Annotated in this window: 13 protein-coding genes; 4 read left to right on the plus strand and 9 right to left on the minus strand. The window is 74.0% G+C overall.

What is annotated here, in order from left to right; all coding sequences use genetic code 11:
• Positions 1 to 95: 95 nt before the first annotated feature.
• On the minus strand, positions 96 to 4,025 hold the full coding sequence (locus ACFCY1_RS15210) for a hypothetical protein (RefSeq protein WP_375874836.1): 3,930 nt from the start codon (positions 4,023 to 4,025) through the stop codon (positions 96 to 98).
• A gap of 259 nt (positions 4,026 to 4,284) precedes the next feature.
• Here ACFCY1_RS15210 and ACFCY1_RS15215 point away from each other — a divergent pair, with 259 nt between their 5' ends.
• Entirely contained in the window at positions 4,285 to 5,586 is a 1,302-nt protein-coding gene (locus tag ACFCY1_RS15215) for a cytochrome P450 (RefSeq protein WP_375874837.1), read from the plus strand.
• 45 nt (positions 5,587 to 5,631) lie between these two features.
• On the opposite strand, the gene ACFCY1_RS15220 is transcribed toward ACFCY1_RS15215, so the two are convergent.
• A complete protein-coding gene (locus tag ACFCY1_RS15220; RefSeq protein ID WP_049650747.1) occupies positions 5,632 to 6,252 on the minus strand; it encodes an L-threonylcarbamoyladenylate synthase in 621 nt (206 codons plus the stop codon).
• A 113-nt stretch (positions 6,253 to 6,365) separates the two neighbouring features.
• On the minus strand, positions 6,366 to 6,779 hold the full coding sequence (locus ACFCY1_RS15225; protein WP_375874838.1) for a Fur family transcriptional regulator: 414 nt from the start codon (positions 6,777 to 6,779) through the stop codon (positions 6,366 to 6,368).
• 301 nt (positions 6,780 to 7,080) lie between these two features.
• Here ACFCY1_RS15225 and katG point away from each other — a divergent pair, with 301 nt between their 5' ends.
• Positions 7,081 to 9,297, plus strand: coding sequence for a catalase/peroxidase HPI (katG, locus tag ACFCY1_RS15230; protein WP_049650745.1), 2,217 nt, complete (start codon positions 7,081 to 7,083; stop codon positions 9,295 to 9,297).
• Positions 9,298 to 9,377: 80 nt separating this feature from the next.
• Here the strand turns inward: katG and ACFCY1_RS15235 are convergent, their stop codons facing one another.
• Together ACFCY1_RS15235 and ACFCY1_RS15240 are read right to left on the minus strand one after the other, a co-directional pair.
• The gene (locus ACFCY1_RS15235) at positions 9,378 to 10,073 is read right to left on the minus strand and encodes a response regulator transcription factor (protein WP_049650744.1); all 696 of its coding nucleotides are present in this window, start codon (positions 10,071 to 10,073) and stop codon (positions 9,378 to 9,380) included.
• A complete protein-coding gene (locus tag ACFCY1_RS15240) occupies positions 10,070 to 11,314 on the minus strand; it encodes a sensor histidine kinase (RefSeq protein ID WP_375874839.1) in 1,245 nt (414 codons plus the stop codon). The genes ACFCY1_RS15235 and ACFCY1_RS15240 overlap by 4 nt, the downstream gene beginning before the upstream one ends.
• Before the next feature lie 209 nt (positions 11,315 to 11,523).
• Between ACFCY1_RS15240 and ACFCY1_RS15245 the strand changes: the two genes are divergently transcribed.
• A complete protein-coding gene (locus ACFCY1_RS15245; protein ID WP_375874840.1) occupies positions 11,524 to 12,297 on the plus strand; it encodes an ABC transporter ATP-binding protein in 774 nt (257 codons plus the stop codon).
• A complete protein-coding gene (locus tag ACFCY1_RS15250; RefSeq protein ID WP_375874841.1) occupies positions 12,294 to 14,681 on the plus strand; it encodes an FtsX-like permease family protein in 2,388 nt (795 codons plus the stop codon). The genes ACFCY1_RS15245 and ACFCY1_RS15250 overlap by 4 nt, the downstream gene beginning before the upstream one ends.
• 72 nt (positions 14,682 to 14,753) lie before the next feature.
• On the opposite strand, the gene ACFCY1_RS15255 is transcribed toward ACFCY1_RS15250, so the two are convergent.
• From ACFCY1_RS15255 to ACFCY1_RS15270, 4 genes are all read right to left on the minus strand, one after another.
• Positions 14,754 to 15,254: a histidine kinase gene (locus tag ACFCY1_RS15255; protein ID WP_375874842.1), complete on the minus strand. Its 501-nt coding sequence runs from the start codon at positions 15,252 to 15,254 to the stop codon at positions 14,754 to 14,756.
• Between the two features lie 81 nt (positions 15,255 to 15,335).
• On the minus strand, positions 15,336 to 15,800 hold the full coding sequence (locus tag ACFCY1_RS15260) for a DUF6193 family natural product biosynthesis protein (protein ID WP_375874843.1): 465 nt from the start codon (positions 15,798 to 15,800) through the stop codon (positions 15,336 to 15,338).
• Between the two features lie 157 nt (positions 15,801 to 15,957).
• Positions 15,958 to 16,995, minus strand: a complete 1,038-nt coding sequence (locus ACFCY1_RS15265) for a JmjC domain-containing protein (protein ID WP_375874844.1) — start codon at positions 16,993 to 16,995, stop codon at positions 15,958 to 15,960.
• Positions 16,996 to 17,061: 66 nt separating this feature from the next.
• Complete coding sequence (locus ACFCY1_RS15270) at positions 17,062 to 18,108, minus strand: cytochrome P450 (protein WP_117487008.1); 1,047 nt, start codon at positions 18,106 to 18,108, stop codon at positions 17,062 to 17,064.
• Between the last annotated feature and the right edge of the window lie 325 nt (positions 18,109 to 18,433).

The following is an 18,433-nucleotide window of genomic DNA, read 5'->3' on the forward strand; positions in this document are numbered from 1 at the left end:
TCTCCCCCGCCAACCTCGCGGGGCGCCGAATCGGGCGCGGCGGCCCCCCCCGGGGATCGGGCGGCACGGCAGCGTTCGTAACGGGCGGGACGGGGTCAGGCCGTGAAGTAGCCGCTCAGGTCGGCGATCACGTGGGTGTCACCCCAGTTGTTGAAGAACGTCACCCGGCCGTCCACGACCGGGACGACGACCAGGTTGGCCCTGGTCTGCCCGGCCGTGAAGTTGAGGTTCGACACGCCGGGGCGGTCGGTGCCGTGCGGGTAGACGATCAGGTGGCCGTCCGCCGTCGGCTCGGTGACCGTGACGTTGAGGACCACGGCGGTGACGCCGCTGACCGGCACGCCCTCCAGGCCCGTCACCCGCATGCTGACGATGCCGCCGCCGCTCACCGCTCCGGCTCGGGCGCCGACACCGTTGCGGGTGTCCAGCAGCCGGACGGGGGTGGTGGGGGAGTAGGTCGAGCCGGAGTCGCCGTAGTAGCCGGTGACGTCGGCGATCAGGTCGACGTCGCCCGCGCTGTTGCGCAGGTCGACCTTGCCGTTGACGACCGGGACCGTCACCAGGTTGGCGACGATCTTCCCGGCTTCGTAGTTGAGGTTGGAGACGTTCGGCAGGGGCCGGCCGTCGGGGTAGACGATGATGTGGCCGGAGCCGGTCGGGTTGACGGCGGTGACGTTCATGACGACGGCGGTGACGCCGGTCGCCGGGACGCCCTTGACGCCGGTGACCTGGAGGCTGACCACGCCGCCCGCGCCGACCCGCTGGGCGGGGGCGCCGGTGCCGTCCCGGGTGTCCAGGAAGCGGGCCGGGGTGATCGGGGAGAAGGCCGATCCGGTGGCCCCGTCGGTGTAGTAGCCGGTGACGTCGGCGATCAGGTCGACGTCGCCCGCGCTGTTGCGCAGGTCGACCTTGCCGTTGACGACCGGGACCGTCACCAGGTTCGGGACGATCTTTCCGGCTTCGTAGTTGAGGTTGGAGACGTTCGGCAGCGGCTGGCTGTCGGGGTAGACGATGATGTGGCCGGAGCCGGTCGGGTTGACGGCGGTGACGTTCATGACGACGGCGGTGACGCCGGTCGCCGGGACGCCCTTGACGCCGGTGACCTGGAGGCTGACCACGCCGCCCGCGCCGACCCGCTGGGCGGGGGCGCCGGTGCCGTCCCGGGTGTCCAGGAAGCGGGCCGGGTCGATCGGGACGAACCGGCTCTTGGACGGGGTGGTGGCGGCGGTGACGGTGAAGGCGTCGGGGAGCGAGACCCCGTAGACGCCGTCGAGTTCGATGCTGTAACCACCCGGCGCCAGGCTCCTGGTGTCGAGCAGCACGTCGAGCGCGGTGCCGTCGGCGTTCACCGAGACCGTCTCCAGGAACTGCGTGCCGGAGGCACCACTGCCCACCAGCTTCGCCTTGCTGCCCAGGGTCAGTCCGGTGCCCCGGATGACGGCCTGGACCCTCGTCCCGGCGGCCCCGGTGGAGGGGCTGACGGACGCCAGGACGGGCCGCGGCCGCGGTATCGGGCAGGAGGAGTCGCAGGTTCCCTGCACGCTGTACTCGACCGGCGTGCCCGCGAGGGCGTTGGTCACGACCAGCACGGCCTGATCGGCCTGGGAATCGGACAGGCACCGGCCCCCGAAGACCCCGTAGGAGGAGGCGCACTGGTAGCCGTATTCGTCGGTCCACTTGGAGCCCCGGAACAGGCGCAGCTGCGGGACGTCGGTGAGCCCGGTGGCGCTGCTGGTGCCGACCACGTTGAAGGACTGATTGGCCTTCATGTCGACCACCGCGCAGTAGGCGGTCGAGTCCTCGGTGAGAACCCCGCTGTGCTGCGGGAAGCCGTCGACGGAGGCCGGGTTCGCGGCACACTCGGGAGCCCAGCCCGCGGCCGTCTGGAACTTCCAGGCGTCCACGCTGCTGTGGATCGGCTTGCCCTGGTACCCGGAAGCGAGCACGAGCGCGGTGTACGTGCTCGACCCCGTGAGCCGGCAGGAGACGCCGAACTGGGTGCAGAGCGGCTTGCCCTCGCCGTCGATCACGCTGAGCAGCGCGTTCTTCCCGTACGGGCCGTCCGAGGTCCGGATGCCCAGCGTGTACTTGTCGCTGCTCGCGCCGGTGAGCCGGACGCAGCGGGCGTCCAGCGCCGAGGCCAGGTCGAAGGAGGCGCCGGGGCCGCCGACCCTGGTCGAGGCCGGGACCAGGCAGTTCGCGCTCGACGAGATGTCGCGCCGGGCGATCTTGTAGGTGTCCGCTCCTCCCCAGCCGTTCAGCAGCGCGGTGTACGGGACGTCGGTGGCGAGCCGGCAGGTCTTGGCCGAGTTCCCGTAGGAGACCGCGGTGCAGACCGGCACGCCGGCCGCGTCGAACACCGTCACGTCGGCGTTGAGCTGGTTCCTGGTGTTGGTGTAGTCGATCAGCTCGGATACGGAGTGCCGGTCGGCGGGCAGGAGCAGGCAGGCCTGCGGTGCGGCGGCCGTCAGCGGGACCTCGACGCCCCAGGAGCCGTCGAACCCGCTCTGCGGCCAGGCGGTGCAGCCGGCGGTCTCCTCGGTCCGGTGGACCACCAGTCCGTAGGCCTTGGACGGGGTGCCGGTCAGCACGACGCGGAACGGGGCGGTGCCGGTCAGCTTGCAGGTGGTGGAGCCGCCGATGTCGCACTGCTTGGCGCCCGAGGCGTCGACGACCCGTCCGCCGGCCGTGGTGCCGTCGGCGGGCGGCCGGTTGATCAGGTAGACGCCCTTGCCGGAGGCGGTCGGCAGGGTCAGGCAGAGCTGCTGGCCGGGCCCGCCGAAGGTACCGGTGGCCGGGCCGGCCGTCAGGCCGGTGTCGTTGGCCGCGACGCAGCCCCGGGTCTCCTTGGCGGAGTGGAAGGCCAGGCCGAACGCGCCGACGGAGACCGCGTACGGGTCGACGGCCCAGGTGTAGTCACCAGGCGGCAGCTCGCAGGAGCCCTGGGAGCAGAGCCCGCCCTGCGGGGCCCCGTCGGCGGTGTACAGCCCGCCGGCGACGGAGCCGTCGCCCTGGAGGACCGTCCCGAACTCGTACTGTGCGGACTCCGGGACGCGCAGCGTGCGGCAGCGGGTGACCGGGGTCGGGTCCGGGGAGACGCCGAACGCCTGGGGCTCGACCAGCGTGCAGCCCTCCGGGTGGGAGAGCCGCGCCGCGAAGAAGTCGTACGTCAGGGCGGTGGCGTTGTAGCGCTGGGCGGTGATCCGGTACGGGGCGGTGCCGGTGAGGCGGCAGTCGGAGGAGGCCCACTTGTCGCAGACCGGGGTGCCCGTGGCGTCGTAGACGACGGTGGTGGCGCCCCGGAGGGTGGCTCCGGTGCGGAGCATGTCGCCGGCGGCGAGGCCGTTCACCTGGTAGCAGTCACCGGCCGAGCCGAGCGCCAGGTCGCCCTGGTACACGGTCGGGGCGCCGAGGGTGAGGTCGGCGGGGCCGATCGTGCGGCAGGCGGTGGTGGACCGCAGCGGCAGGTACGAGAGCGCGAGCGCGGTTGGCGCGCTGGTGACGGTGCCGACCTTCAGCGTGTACGTGCCGGCCCGGGTGGTGGCGCAGCGCAGGGACTGGCTGCTGCCCCAGCTCGGGCCGACCGGGTCGTCGCAGGTCACGGCGGTGCCGTCGGGGGCGACCACGGACGGGATCAGGGATCCCTGGGCGGCGGCGATCTGTACGAGCAGCAGGTCCTTCTGCTGTGGCAGGTCGATGCCGAAGGTGACGGTCCCGCTCTGGTCGACGGTGCAGCTCGCCACGGTGTTGGGCTGCAGCGCCGCCGGGCACGGGCCGCTCGGGTCGGCCTGCCGCAGCTGCTGGGCGAGGGCCTCCTGGTCGGCCTTCCGGTCCGGTGCGGCGGCGGCTGCGCTGCCCTCGCCCGCGGCCGGGTTCGGAGCCGCGGCCGGAGTCGAGGTCGGGTCCGGCTTGACACCCGGGTCCGCCGGGGCGCCCGCCTGCGGCGAGGCGGTGGCGGCCGTCGGTGCGGCTCCCACGGCCTGGGCCGGGGCGGCCTGGCCCATCAGTGAGGCCAGGACGGTCAACAGGAGGGCTCCGGAGGCGGCTGCGCGGCCTCCTCCCCCTCGCTTTCGTCGTACTTGTCTGCCGATCGGCAGCACGTTCATCTACTCCCCCCACCTTGGACAGGTCGTGCGCACGGAAAGCGCACATGTGATCGAGCGGGCGGAGTCTAGCGGGGCGTACACGGCTGGTGCCACGGGATAGAAGGCCCTGACCAGCCGCTTCCGTTCCTCGTGCCGAAGCCGTTCCGGCCGCCGGTGGCGTGACGTACCGTCCGTCGGTATGGCCCTCGATCAGGCGCGCGTGAACCAGCTCTTCCTCCCGGACACCTACGCGCACGGCGTTCCGTACGAACTCCTTCGGGAACTCCGCGAGTTCGCCCCCGTCTGCTGGGTCGAGGAGCCCCCCGTCGGCGGGTGGCCGGGTGGGCCGGGGTACTGGGCGGTGCTGCGGCACGCGGACGTGAAGCACGTGCTGCGCAGTCCCGAGCTGTTCTCCTCGCACCTGGGGGCCACGCAGATCCGTGACCCCGACTCCCCGGCGGACCTGGCGTTCGCGCGGGCGATGATGCTCAACCAGGACCCGCCCGACCACTCCCGGCTGCGCCGGATCGTCGCGGGGGCGTTCACCCCGCGCGCCCTGGCGGAGCTGGCCGGGGCGGTGGACGGGCGGGTGCGGGAGCTGGTGGAGGAGGTGCGTCCGGCCGGTCGTGCGGACTTCGTGCGGCTCGCCGCCGACCTGCCGGTGTGGACGCTGGCCCGGGTGATGGGTGTGCCGGAGCAGGACCGGGGGTTGCTGCTGGACTGGGCGAACCGGGTGATCGGCTACCAGGACGCCGACTACGCCCACTCCGGCACCGCCGATCCGGCCGCGCTCACCGAACTCGGCCGTGCCGCGCTCGCCCGCCGTCCGACCACCCGGACCGGTCCGGACGGCCGCCCGGTCAACCCCCGTTCCCGCGCCGCCCTGGCGGACATGTTCGCCTACGCCCACGGCCTGGCCCGGCGGCCCGCCCCGGGCGGCCTGCTCTCCCGGACGCTCGAAGCGGGGCTGACGGTCGAGGAGTTCGAGACGATGTTCTTCCTCTTCGCCGTCGCCGGGAACGAGACCGTCCGCAACGGCCTGCCCGGCGGCCTGTACGCCCTGCTGAGCCATCCGGAGCAGTACGAACTGCTATGCGAGAGACCGGAGTTGGTCCCCACCGCCGTCGAGGAGATGCTGCGCTGGTGGCCGCCCGTCATGGACTTCCGCCGCACCGCGACACGGGACGTGGAGCTGGGCGGACGGGCTATCCGGCGGGGGGACAAGGTGGTGGTCTACCACGCCTCCGCGAACCGGGACGGGGCGGTGTTCCCCGACCCGGACCGCTTCGACGCCACCCGTAGCCCGAACGACCACGTGAGCTTCGGGTACGGCCCGCACTTCTGCCTCGGTGCCCAACTCGCCCGCCTGCAGCTGAGGTCGGCGCTGCGCTGCCTGGTCGAGCGGCTGCCGGGGCTCCGGCTCGTGCCGGGGCGGCCGCCGCGGCGGCTGGTCTCCAACTTCCAGAACGGGCTCAAGTCACTGTGGGTCCAGTGGGGTTGAGGCGGCCCTCCGGATGCGCCCGGTGTGCCCGGTGCGCCCGGTGCGTCACTCGAAGCGCTCGGGGTCGCCGGCCCCGCGCCGGGTGATCTCCGCCTCGCCGCTGGAGAAGTCGACGACCGTCGTCGGTACCGTGCCGCAGTCGCCGGAGTCCAGCACGGCGTCCAGTTGGTGGTCGAGCCGCTCCTTGATCTCCCAGCCCTGGGTCATCGGCTCGTCCTCGCCGGGGAGGAGCAGGGTGCTGGAGACCAGGGGCTCGCCGAGCTCGGCGAGCAGGGCCCTGGTGACGACGTGGTCGGGGATCCTGACGCCGACCGTCTTCTTCTTCGGGTGCAGCAGGCGGCGCGGCACCTCCTTGGTGGCGGGGAGGATGAAGGTGTAGCTGCCCGGCGTCGCGGCCTTGATCGCGCGGAAGACGTTGTTGTCGATGTGGACGAACTGGCCCAGTTGGGCGAAGTCCATGCACATGAGGGTGAAGTGGTGGCGGTCGTCGAGGCGCCGGATCGACCGGATCCGTTCGAGGCCGTCGCGGTTGTCCAGCTGGCAGCCCAGGGCGAAACAGGAGTCGGTCGGGTACGCGATGAGGTCCCCGGAGCGGAGGCCGGCGGCCACGGAGCCGATGGTGCGCGGCTGGGGGGACTCTGGATGCACGTCGAAGTACTTCGCCATTGGTCGACCCTAAGCGATCCCGGCCCCCGATCGGTGCACGGCGGGCCAGCGGGTACGGGCAGCAGGTACGGCCAGCGGGTACGGGCAGGGCGGCCGGCCGGCCGCCGGAGCGGTCAGCCCGCGCAGTCCGGGCACAGCCCCCGGTAGGTGACCTCCGCCTGCGCCACGACGAACCCGAAGCGCTGCTCGGACGGCAGGTCGGCCAGCGGGTCGCCCTGCGGGTGGACGTCGCGGATGGCGCCGCAGCCCGTGCAGATCAGGTGCTGGTGCGGGTGGTGCGCGTTCGGGTCGTAGCGCTTGGCGCGCCCGTCGGTGGCGACCTCGACGACCTCACCCAGGGTGACCAGTTCGCCGAGCGTGTTGTAGACCGTCGCCCGGGAGATCTCCGGGAGGCGCTCGGCGGCCCGGGCGTGCACCTCGTCGGCGGTCAGGTGCACGTGCTCGCCGTCCAGGACCTCGGCCACGACACGCCGCTGGGAGGTGAGGCGCCAGCCGCGCCCGCGCAGCCGCTCCAGGAGGTCACTCATATCGGTTCACCTATTCAGGTAATGGGGAGGACCGGAGTTTACCAATGCGCTTCCGGTGCCCTCCGGATCCCGATCGGATATGGGCTTGGTGTCTTTCTTGACTTGGATTCCGTCCACCGTAGGATCGGCTCCGGCGCTAGCCTGGACAGCAGCAGCACGTGACTCCCGGCACCACTCCCGTCACCGCCGTACGCGGTGCCGAGCGGGAACACCACGGGGCGCACCAGGCCAGACCGCAGCAGTAGGTGCCGTAGGTAGCAGATGAAGACACCGTGATCCGCCTTGTGAGGGAAGGATTCCCATGTCTGACAACCACGATGCAACCGGCGTAGAGGCGAACGCGGAGGGCTGCCCGGTGAACCACGGGCGCGCGCCGCACCCCACCCAGGGCGGCGGGAACCGCCAGTGGTGGCCGGAACGGCTCAATCTGAAGATCCTCGCGAAGAATCCCGCCGTGGCCAATCCGCTCGGCGCGGAGTTCGACTACGCCGAGGCCTTCAAGACCCTCGACCTCCCGGCCGTCAAGCGGGACATCCAGGAGGCCCTCACCACGTCGCGGGACTGGTGGCCGGCCGACTTCGGCTACTACGGCCCCTTCATCATCCGGATGGCCTGGCACAGCGCCGGCACCTACCGGATCAGCGACGGCCGCGGCGGCGCCGGCGGCGGCCAGCAGCGCTTCGCCCCGCTGAACAGCTGGCCGGACAACGCCAGCCTGGACAAGGCCCGCCGCCTGCTGTGGCCGGTGAAGAAGAAGTACGGGCGCGCCTTGTCCTGGGCCGACCTGATCATCCTGTCCGGCAACGTGGCCCTGGAGGGCATGGGCTTCCGGACCTTCGGCTTCGGCGGCGGCCGGGTCGACGAGTGGGAGCCGGACGAGGACGTCTACTGGGGCCCCGAGACCACCTGGCTCGGCGACGAGCGCTACACCGGCGACCGCCAGCTGGAGAACCCGCTGGCCGCCGTCCAGATGGGCCTGATCTACGTCAACCCCGAGGGCCCCAACGGCAACCCCGACCCGCTCGCCGCCGCCCGCGACATCCGCGAGACCTTCTACCGGATGGCGATGAACGACGAGGAGACCGTCGCGCTGATCGCCGGCGGCCACACCTTCGGCAAGACCCACGGCGCCGGCCCGGCCGACAACGTCGGCCCGGACCCCGAGGCCGCCCCCATGGAGCAGCAGGGCCTCGGCTGGAAGAGCAGCTTCCGCACCGGCGTGGGCGCCGACGCGATCACCAGCGGTCTGGAGGTCACCTGGACGGCCACCCCGATCACCTGGGACAACAGCTTCTTCGAGACGCTGTTCGGCTACGAGTGGGAGCTCACCAAGAGCCCGGCCGGCGCCTGGCAGTACAAGCCCAAGGACGGCGGCGGCGAGGGCACCGTGCCGGACGCGCACGTCCCGGGCAAGCGGCACGCCCCGAACATGCTCACCACCGACCTCTCGCTGCGCTTCGACCCGGTCTACGAGCCGATCTCCCGGCGCTTCCTGGAGAACCCGGAGGAGTTCGCCGACGCCTTCGCCCGCGCCTGGTACAAGCTGACCCACCGCGACATGGGCCCGGTCGTCCGCTACCTCGGCCCGGAGGTCCCCGCCGAGCACCTGCTCTGGCAGGACCCGCTGCCGGAGGTCACGTACCAGCGGATCGGCGCGGCCGACGTCGCCGACCTCAAGCGGCGGATCACCGCCACCGGCCTGTCGGTGTCCGAGCTGGTCTCCACCGCCTGGGCGGCCGCCTCCTCGTTCCGCTCCAGCGACAAGCGCGGCGGCGCCAACGGCGGCCGCATCCGGCTCCAGCCGCAGATCGGCTGGGAGGTCAACGAGCCCGACCGGCTGGCCACGGTGCTGCGCGCCCTGGAGGGCGTCCAGCGGGAGTTCAACGCGCAGGCCGGCGAGAAGCAGGTCTCGCTCGCGGACCTGGTGGTGCTGGCCGGCGGCGTCGGCGTCGAGCAGGCCGCGAAGGCGGCCGGCCTGGCTGTCGAGGTGCCGTTCGAGCCCGGCCGGGTGGACGCGCCGCAGGAGCTGACCGACACCGAGTCCTTCGCCGCGCTGGAGCCCAAGGCGGACGGCTTCCGCAACTGGGTCGGCAAGGGCAACCGGCTGCCGGCCGAGTACCTGCTGCTCGACAAGGCCAACCTGCTGGGCGTCAGCGCCCCCGAGCTGACCGTGTTGGTCGGCGGCCTGCGCGTGCTGGGCGCCAACCACGGCGGGTCCGCGCACGGGGTGCTCACCGGGACGCCGGGCGTGCTGACGAACGACTACTTCGTCAACCTGCTGGACCTGGGCACCAGTTGGAAGGCCACCTCGGAGGACGCGCACACCTTCGAGGGCCGGGACGAGTCGGGCCGGGTGAAGTGGACCGGCACCCGCGCCGACCTGGTCTTCGGCTCGAACGCCGAACTGCGGGCCGTCGCCGAGGTGTACGCGAGCGACGACGCCAAGGAGAAGTTCGTCGAGGACTTCGTCGCCGCCTGGGCCAAGGTCATGAACGCGGACCGCTTCGACCTGGCGTGATCCGCACCCGCGGCTGACGCGGCGGGAGCCCGGGGTGTCGACCCCGGGCTCCCGCCGTCGTTTCCGGGCTCCCGCCGCCGTTACCGGGCGGCGTCCGCGGACCCCACGCTGACCAGCCCGGTCTCGTACGCCGCGACCACCACCTGGGCCCGGTCCCGCAGGCCCAGCTTGCCGAGGATCCGGGCCACGTGCGTCTTCACCGTCGCCTCGGACAGCCCCAGCCGGGCGGCGAGTTCGGCGTTGCTGAGGCCGCGGGCGAGCAGCGCCATCACCTCCAGCTCGCGCGGGGTGAGCGTGCCCAGCTCCCGGTGCGGGGCGACGGCGGCGGCGCCCGGGTCGTCCGGGCGGGCGAAGCGCTCGACCAAGCGGCGGGTGATCGCCGGGGCGAGCAGCGCGTCCCCGGTGCGGACCAGCCGGACGGCGGCCGCCAGGTGCTCCGGGGTGACGTCCTTCAGCAGGAAGCCGCTGGCCCCGGCGGCCATCGCCGCGTAGACGTAGTGGTCGAGGTCGAAGGTGGTCAGCATGATGATCCGGGGCGGCTGCCGCGCCCCGTCCGCCAGGATCCGGCGGGCGGCCTCCAGCCCGTCCAGGCCGGGCATCCGGATGTCCAGCAGCACCACGTCCGGCCTGGTGCGCCGGACGGCGGCGACGGCCTGTTCGCCGTCCTCGGCCTCGGCCACCACGTCGATGCCCTCCGACTCCAGGATCAGCCGGAACCCGGTGCGGACCAGGGCCTGGTCGTCGGCGACCACCACCCGCAGCGGCTGCTCGTTCATGAACTCTCCAGGGGGACAAGGGCCTTGACGCGGTAGCCGCCGCGCGGCCGGGGGCCGGTGTGCAGGGTGCCGCCGTAGACGGCGAGGCGTTCGCGCAGGCCGAGCAGGCCGCGTCCGTTGCCGGTGGCGGCGGCGCCGGTGGGGCGGCCGCCGGTGTCGGTGACCTCGACCAGCAGCCGGTCGGGGGCGTACTCGACGGTCACCGCGGCGTCGGCGCCGGACGCGTGCTTGACGGTGTTGGTGAGCGCCTCCTGGACCACCCGGTAGGCGGCCAGCTCGACCCCGGGCGGGACGGGCCGGCGCTCGCCGCGGACGGTCAGCTCGACCGGCAGCCCGGCCTGCCGGACGCCGTGGACCAGCGCCTCCAGGCGGCCGAGGCCCGGCTGCGGGCTGAGGTCGGCCTCGGCGGCCGGGTCGCCGGCGCCCTCCGAGTCGATGGTCAACAGGCCCATCACGTGCCGCAGTTCGGTCATCGCCGCGCGCCCGCCGGACTCCACCGCGGCCATCGCCTCGCGGGCCTTGTCCGGGGCGGTGTCCAGGATCTTGCGGGCCGCCCCGGCCTGGATCGTCATCATGCTCACGTTGTGGGTGACGACGTCGTGCAACTCCCGGGCGATCCGGGCCCGTTCGAGCTCCACCGCGCGCTCCAGCGCGGCCAGCTGCCCGCGCTCCAGGGCGGAGAGCCGCTCCCGCCCCTCGTCCACCCGGCGGCGCCACATCCGCAGTTCGTAGGCGACCGCGAACACCGGCACCAGGACCAGGACGGCCATCACCCCGTTGGGGAAGTGCGGCAGCTTGGCCGCGGCGAAGAGCACCACGAGGGCGGCGGTCGCGGCCGGCAGGCTCAGCAGCAGGGCCGTCGCGCGGCGCCCGTACGCGGCGGCGCTGTACGCGGCGACGATCACCGCCACGCCCGCCGCGTACGCGATGTCCTCCGACTCGTGCCGGACCAGCAGCGCGGCGGGCAGGACCACCCAGAGCACCGCCAGCGGGTGGCGCCGGCGCAGCACCAGCGGCAGCGGGACGAGCGGCACCAGCAGCAGCAACAGGCTGTGCCGGTCCGGATGGCCGGGGTTCTGCGCGATGGTCGCGTAGCGCCCGCCGGTGAGCGCGAGGAAGAGGGCCAGGGCCAGGTCGAAGGCCAGGCCGCGCCTGGTCGGCCGGTGCGGCGGCGGTCCGCCCGGGCCGCCGGCCAGCCGGACCGCCGCGCGCAGCCGCCGCACCGTCGGATGGTTGATCACCGGGACATTGTGGGGGCCGCGGGCGCCGGGGGACAGCCCCGCGGGTGGCGGGCGGCGGGTACACCCGGCGACTACGTCGGAAGGATGACGCCGCGCCCGGGTCCGCCGGACGCGGTAGCGATGGTGCGGCGGACGGCTGACGCGGGCGCGGGCCGCCCGTTCGTACCTTCGTCCTCGTCAGCAGGCGGGCAACGACGAGGAGCGGGGACATGAGCGGCGATCCGGTGATCGAACTGAACGGGGTGAGCCGTCACTACGAGGGCGCCCGGGCGGCCCTGGACGGGGTCACGCTGAGCGTGCGGACGGGGGAGTCGGTGGCCGTGCTCGGCCCGTCCGGCAGCGGGAAGTCCACCCTGCTGAACCTGGTCGCCGGGCTGGACCGGCCGAGCGCCGGGATGGTCACCGTGGCCGGGGTGCGGGTGGACCGGCTGGGCGAGGCGGCCTCGGCCCGCTACCGGCGCGGCACGATCGGCATGGTGTTCCAGTTCTTCAACCTGCTGGACGACCTCACCGTGGCCGACAACGTGGTGCTGGCCGGCGAACTGGCCGGCGTCCCGCGCGCCGAGGCCCGGCGCCGGGCCGCCGAACTGCTGGAGAGCCTCGGCATCGACCGGCACGCCCGCGCCCACCCGGGCCGGCTCTCCGGCGGTGAGCGCCAACGCGTCGCGGTGGCGCGGGCGTTGATGAACCGGCCGACACTGCTGCTGGCGGACGAGCCGACCGGGGCGCTGGACTCGGCCTCGGGCGAGGACGTCAAGGAGCTGTTCCGGGAACTGCACGAGGACGGGCAGACCGTCCTGCTCGTCACCCACGACCTGACCCTGGCCGAGGACTGCGCCACCCGTACCGTGCGGATGCGGGACGGCCGGGTCGAGGCGGACTCGGGTCCGGGGTCGACTTCGGGGCCGGACGTGGCTTCGGGTGCGGCTGCGGCTGCGGCTTCGACTTCGGGTGCGGCTCCGGGCCCGGCGGTGACGGCATGAGCGCGCTCGGCAGGGTCGTCCGGGCCGGTGTGCGCAGGCGCCGGACGCAGTCCGTCGCGGTCGGGCTGGCCGCCCTGGTGGCCACCACCTGCTCCGTCCTCGGCGGCTCGCTGCTGGTCGCCTCCCAGGACCCCTTCGACCAGGCCTTCGACCACCAGCACGGCGCCCACCTCACCGCGCGCTTCGACGGCGCCCGGGCGAGCGCCGACCAGCTCGCCGCCACCGCGCACGCCCCCGGGGTGGCGGCCGCGGCCGGGCCGTACCGCACCGTCACCGTCGACCCCGAGCCGGGCCCCGGCCTGGGCATGCCGCCCGGGGTGACGATGGGGCCGATGACCGTCGCCGGGCGTGGCTCGGCCGCCGTCGGCGTCGACAACGTCACCCTGGTCCAAGGGAGTTGGCCGCAGCAGCCGGGCGAGGTGGTGGTCGACGCCGGATACCACGACCAGCCGAGGGGGCTAGGCGGCAGCCTGCGGGTGCCCGGCCTGCCGGGGGCGCCGACCCTCAAGGTCGTCGGCCTCGCCCGCTCCGTCAGCCGTACCGCCGACGCCTGGGTGACCCCGGAGACCGTCGCCGCCCTCACCGCGCCCGGCAGCACCCCCGGCTACCAGATGCTCTACCGCTTCAGCGACGCCGGCAGCGCCGACGCCATGGCCGCCGACCGGGCCGCCGTCACCGCCGCCGCCCCCGCCGGGGCGCTCACCGGCGCCCAGTCCTGGCTCACCGCCAAACAGGGCTCGGACCGCAACACCGCGCTGTTCCTGCCCTTCATGGTCGCCTTCGGCCTGCTCGGCATGGCGATGTCCGTGCTGGTCGCGGGCAACGTGGTGGCCGGCGCGGTCGGCACCGCCACCCGGCGGATCGGCGTGCTCAAGGCGCTCGGCTGCACCCCCGCCCAGGTGGTGCGGGCGTACGTCGCCCAGGCGCTGGTCCCGGCCGCCGTCGGCACCCTGCTCGGGGTCGTCGTGGGCAACGCGCTGACCGTCCCGGTGCTCGCCACCACCGGCTCGCTGTACGGCACCGACACCTCCGGCCTCGTCCCCGGGGTGGACGTCGCGGTGGCCGGCGGCACCCTGGCCGCCGTCGCGCTGGTCGCCTGGGCCGCAGCCGCCCGGGCCGGCCGGCTGCGCACGGTGGACGCGCTCGCCGTCGGCCGGACCGCGGGCGGCACCCGGCGGGACGTCCTGGCCGCCCGCGCCGCCGCACTGGCCGCCCGGCTGCCGCTGCCCAGGCCGCTCAGCCTCGGCCTCGCCCAGCCCTTCGCCCGCCCGGCCCGCGCGGCCGGAATGCTCGCGGCGGTGCTGTTCGGCACGGCGGCGGCCGTCTTCGCGGTGGGCATGGGCGGGACGATGAGCTGGGTGCAGGAGGCGAAGACCCGCGACGCGGGGGACGTCGCGGTGCACCCGGTCCGGCCGGACGGCCCGCCCGGAACGGCGCCGGCCAGGCCCGCCCCGGCCGACCGGGCCGACCGGGCCGTGGTCACCGCCGCGCTGGACGCCCAGCCGGGCACCGCCGGGTACCTCGGCAACGGCACCGAGGACGTCACCGTCCCCGGGGTGGCCGGCGCCACCACGGTGACCGCCTTCGACGGCGACTCGTCCCGGGCGGGCTACAAGATGGTCAGCGGCCGCTGGTACCGGGGCCCGGGCGAGGCCGTCGCCCCGTCCACCTTCCTGACCGAGGCCTCCGTCAACCTCGGAGACCAGGTGACCTTCACGACCCACGGCCGGGCCGTCACCGTCCGGATCGTCGGAGAGGTCTTCGACCCGCACGTGCAGACCAACGAACTGCTCACCGACGCCGGCAGCTACCCGCCCGGAACGGCCCCGACCCCCGACTTCTGGTTCGTCAAGCTGAAGCCGGGCACCGACCGCGCCGGTTACGCCGCCGCCCTCACCGCCGCGCTCGCCCCGGCACACATGACCGCCGACACCGGCGGGCCGCACGGCTCCAGCGGCTCGATCGCCGCCCTGAACTCGCTCACCGCCACGCTCACCCTGCTGCTGCTCGTGGTCGCCGGGCTCGGGGTGTTCAACACCGTCGTCCTGGAGATCCGCGAGCGCACCCGGGACACCGGCGTCGCCAAGGCGCTCGGCATGACCCCGGCCCAGACCGTGGGCGTCGTCCTCGCCTCGGTCCTGCTGGTCGGTGCCGTCGGCGGCGTGATCGGCCTGCCGGTGGGGCTGCTGCTGCACGGCCTGACGGTGCCCGCGATGGGACACAGCGCCGGGCTGAACTTCCCGCCCGCCGCGCTGGACGTCTTCGGCACCCCGGCGCTGGTCCTGCTCGGCCTCGGCGGCGTGCCGATCGCCCTGCTCGGCGCGCTGCTCCCGGCCGTACGGGCGGCGCGGGCGCGCACCGTGGACGCGCTGCGGGCGGAGTGACGGCGGGGGCCGTACGGAACCGGACGCCCGGTCCCGTACGGCCCCCGCGCGGCTCAGAAGGCCCCGTGCCGTTCAGGAGGCCCCCGCGTCGTTCGCCTTCTGCTCGGCCGCCCGGACCCGCTCGGCGAACTCGCGCGCGTCGATCCGCTCGACCGAGGCCCCGTGCCGGGCGGCCAGCTCGTCCGCCGGGGCGGGCGAGGACTCCCGGAGCTCCACGGCGAGCAGCGCCCCGCCGTCCGGCACCCGGGGCGAGAGCATGATCAGCCCGGCGCCGCCCTCGCTCGCCTGGTGCTCCTCGGCCGCGTTGCCGAGCGCCGCGCCGGCCGCGAAGCCCAGCAGCACGCCGACCGGCCCGCCGAGCAGCCCGATCAGGCCGCCCAGCACACCCGAGCCGACGGTCGCCACCCCCGCGCCCCGGGTGAAGGTGTCCGCGACTTCCAGCAGCCCGTCGGCGCTGCGCTCCATCGCCGCCACCATCCGCAGGCCCGGCAGGTGCTGCGCCTCGTCGAAGGCCGGGCGCCAGGCGGCGGCGTCGGGGAAGGTCAGCAGGACGACGTTGTGCTGGTCGCTCATCGCGCTCCGATCGGGCCGGGGCCGGAGGTGGCCGGGCTTCCATCGTGACCCCCGGTGCGGGGCGCTGCCACCCCGGCGGCCTCAGCGCGGTTCGTCCGCCGGGTGGTTGAACACCGGCCCGAGGTCCGGCGGGAGGTGTTCGACGAGCAGGGCGACGGCCTCCTCCGGGGTGGTGGGCGTGCCGAGCACCCCGGCGCCGCCCTGGCCGCGGACCTGGTAGCCGCCGCCGTCCAGCGGAACGGCGAACGGCACGCCCGCGGCGGTCCACGGGGCCGAGGTCGACAGGCTGAAGTGCAGGTCGTGGTGGCTGGTCCAGGGGAAGAGCCGGCCCAGCCGGGGCTCGGCGCGGGCGGCCTTCAGCAGCCGCACCAGGCCGTCGTGGCAGCTGCCGGGGCCGTGCCCGATGTCCTGCTGGAGCCACTCCCAGGACAGGACGATCCCCTCCCAGCGGGCCTCCACCGCGGCCTCGGGACCGATCGCGCGGGCGGCGGCGACGTCCGGCAGGACGGGCTTGGGCAGGGCGCCCCTCTGATCATCTGATCGCATGGTGAGCAGTCTGCCCCAGCGCTGCCCGGAACGGAGAGGGTCGTCGAGTCGGGGCGGCTTCGCCGGTCGAACGTCAGTCAGTCCGAGGCATCCTGTCGGTCGATCAGATCATCGAGGCGGATTCCTCGCACCGGGCTGTCGCTGCCGTCGCCGCAGGCTACCCGGCCGCGCCGCGCAGGCGGCGCCAGGTGCGGCCGACGGAGGCGAGCCCGGGGCGGCCGTCGGCGGGGGTGGCGGACTCCCAGGTGCGGGCGGCCTCGGTGAGGGTTTCCGCGGGTTCGGCCGGGGCTGCCGGGGCGTGGGGGGTACCGGTCCGGGCGGCGCGGGCGGCGCGCAGGAGGTCCTCCGGTCCGAGCGCGTCGAGCCTCGTCCGGGCGTGGGCGAGCAGGGCGGCGCAGGCGTCGGTGATCGCGGGCTCGCCGAGCGGGCGGGCCGGCAGGCCGAGGCCTTCGGCCAACTGCCCTTCCAGGGCGGTGCGCAGGTCCTGGACGGAGAGGTCGCGGACGGTCAGCGACAGGTGGGCGGACAGGCCCCCGGCGCCGACCGCCCGGTGGGCGAAGCCGCGCGGGATGTAGAGCACGCCGCCGGGTTCCAGGACGCCGTGCAGCCGCAGCGGGGAGCGCTCGTCCTCGGGGAGTTCGCCGAGCCGCCAGTCCGCCGTCGTCGGCGCGTCGTGGACGTACCAGGTCTTGCGTCCGGCGGCCTGGAGGACGAACACGTCGGCGTCGTCGCGGTGCACGGCGAGGCCCTGGGCGCCGGCCGGGGTGACGAAGAAGAAGGCCTCCACCCGCCGGTCGAGTTCCTCGGACAGTCGGGCCACCAGTTCGCCGGTCGGGCGGTGCCACTGGTCGACGCAGCGCAGCAGCAGGGTCGCCCCGCGGCGCAGCTGGGCGAGCACCTTCGCGCGGTCCGCGAAGCCGTGGTGCGCCGTGCCGTTGACGGTGCGCGAGGTGGTGAAGGCCTCCGGCGGGATGGTCACCTTGTCGGAGCGGACCATCTCCAGGTAGGGCGTGCGCAGCAGCCCGCCGTCGAAGGCGGCGTCGAGTTCGTCGAGGTCGAACGGCGAGGCGGGCGCGGCGGGCGAGGCGGGCGCCTCCGGGGCCTTCCGGGGGAAGAGCGCGGGCTCGCGCTGCCACTGGCGGCCGGTGAAGCCGTCGACGTCGCCGACCCAGTCGGCCAGTGTGGGCGATTCCATGGTGTGTCCCGTGGTGTCAGGGGTCTTCCGGGGCGGCGGGGGTGTTCCGGAGGCGGCGCCGGGGCGTCAGGCCCGGACCCGCGCCTCGAACCGTACGGCGAGCAGGGAGCGCAGCGGCACCTGCGCGTCCTGCCGCGGGCTGTGGACGACCAGCCGGTTGTCCAGGGCCGCGGTCAGCAGCTGCTCGGCCAGCGGCACGATCAGGTGCTTGGCCCAGCAGCGGGCGCCGTCGAAGCCGAAGGGCATGAACCCGGGTGTCTTCTCCGGGTCCGCGACCCCGTCCCAGCGCTCGGGGCGGAAGTCCAGCGAGTCGGACCAGTAGTCGGGGTGGCGGTGCATCAGCAGCGGGAAGAGCGCGACGTCGTCCTCGGGCCGGATCTCGGGGTGGAGTTCGGTGTACGCCGCGCCGCCGTTGCGGTAGAGCATCCAGGCGGGCGGGAGCAGGCGCAGGGTCTCCCAGAGGACGTCGGTGAGCTTGGCGCGGTGCTCCGGCCGGTCCCGTTCCGGGCCCATGAGCCACAGGGCGTTGCCGGCCAGGGCGGCCACGCCGTCGCAGAGGGTGGCCGTCGCCCGGCGGTACATCGCGATGGCCTGCTTGCGTTCCAGCGTCTCGTCGGCGCCGCGGATCAGTCCGGCCAGTTCGGTGCCCCCGTCCTGGTCGGCGGAGCCGGGCCAGGCGGTGACGGCGCGGTCGACGAGCCGGGAGAGGGTGTCGGAGCGGGTGACGCCGCGCTTCGACAGCAGGGAGACCGGCAGCGGGTCGTCGGAGAACAGCCAGCGGCGCAGGTAGGAGGTGCCCGCGTAGGGCCAGGAGCCGGCCATGCCGCGCGCCGGGGGCGGCGGCTTGCGGATGCCCGCCATGGCGTCCTGCCCCAGTGCGCGGATGGTGCGCGTCGCGCTGTCGTGGGGGATGTCGGAGCCGGCGGCGGGCTTGTAGACCGATCGCTCGGTGGAAAGGACGGGGCGGGCCGCGACGATTTCGGCCATCAGCCGGGAGTCCGAGACGCCGACCTTCGACGGGTCGATCCGGAACACCTTCTCGTCCCTGGCCAGCAGCTCCTGAATCCTCGGGGCGAACACGAGGGAACGGCTGCGCGCGGTTGCCGTCGCCATTTCTTCCACGGGAATCCGGCCTCCAATGCGAAATGGCAGGTCAGTGTGTTCGGCGTGGCGCGCGGAGGAATCCCGGACGCGCCGTGGCGCCGGCGGGGGCACGGCCGACCCGGCCCCCGCCAGCGGCTGGACACGTTAGATAACGTGCAGCACCCACGCGTGGTTCGCGAGGTCGTCGTTCTTCTTGAACTTCTTGACGAGCGCCTTGACCATCTTCATGACTAACTCTCCATTCCGGGGATTGGCGGGTGTGGCGAGAATGCCGCACCCGAGCCGTCAGAGATATTCGGCATTCCGTTGCCGGAGGCCGAACCGGTTGATCTGT

Origin of the sequence: Kitasatospora sp. NPDC056273, from assembly GCF_042268845.1 — a bacterium.
GTDB lineage: Bacteria > Actinomycetota > Actinomycetes > Streptomycetales > Streptomycetaceae > Kitasatospora.